General features: G+C 67.4%; 1 protein-coding gene and 1 pseudogene. One reads left to right on the top strand and one right to left on the bottom strand.

Annotated elements, in window-relative coordinates; all coding sequences use genetic code 11:
- Nucleotides 1-76: 76 nt before the first annotated feature.
- Nucleotides 77-468: pseudogene (locus KTN05_RS17655) on the bottom strand (IS21 family transposase); the annotation flags it as partial.
- A 120-nt stretch (nt 469-588) separates the two neighbouring features.
- Here KTN05_RS17655 and KTN05_RS17660 point away from each other — a divergent pair.
- The coding region (locus KTN05_RS17660) for a hypothetical protein (protein ID WP_217330669.1) at nt 589-901 on the top strand (313 nt) is incomplete at its 3' end.

Below are 901 nucleotides of genomic sequence, written 5' to 3' on the forward strand. Positions count from 1 at the left end.
CGGCGATGGCCGCCAGCGTCACGCCCGGCCGCGCGCTGCGCTACGCCGGGGCTCCGCGCGCGGCCTCCTACACCAACCGCTGGGACACTGCCGCGTAATCCTCGCTCCAGTCGAACTGGAAGGCCTCGCCCGGGCAGAAGATCAGCGGAACGAAGGTGCCGCGGCCTGCCGTCTGCTGCTCGCGCTGCCGGTCCACCCGCCATTTCCGGGCGAAGGCCGCAACCCGGCCGCAGGAGCCGGTGAAGCCAAGCGCCACGAGGTCGGCATGGAGTTGCTTCAGCTCCGGCGCTGCTTGCGTGACTTGCCGGCTTCCGTCTTCAGCCACGCCGCCAGCTTCTCGGCAAACGGATCGAGCTTGCTCGGCCGCTCAGGCGTCGCGAACCTCGGCTCGATGGTGCCAGCGTTCAGATGCTTCCTGATGGTATTGCGCGACAGCCCGGTCCGCCGCCCCGCCTGATGAGCGATCATCGGCGGCTCACCCTTGACACCAGCACGCCGGTCGCAAGGGTGTGATCTCCGTTCACCACGCATTTCGCCATATTTCGCGGAAGGACCGACTTGAACCCGGGCTACAGCCTCCGAACCAGAATGCGGGACGACACGCGGCTCGCGCATGAACGCGTCGATGCCGCCTATCCCTCCTGCGACATCGCGGCACCCGAGGGTTTGTCGCTGTTCCTGTCGGATCACCTGCAGGCTTTTGCCTCGCTTTCAATCGCGGACGGTCCCGGACGCTTGAGGGCCGAGGCGCTGCGAACGGAATATTGCGCGGCACTTCGGGCCGATCTCGCAGCGCTCGGCTGCGTTGCGCGGCATCCGCGCAAGCTGTTGCAGGTCACGCCCATCCCGGTGCTCTATATCCTGCTCGGATCGCGGCGGGGCGCACAGATGATGCAGCGTC

Source organism: Paracoccus sp. Z118, from assembly GCF_019061185.1.
GTDB lineage: Bacteria > Pseudomonadota > Alphaproteobacteria > Rhodobacterales > Rhodobacteraceae > Paracoccus.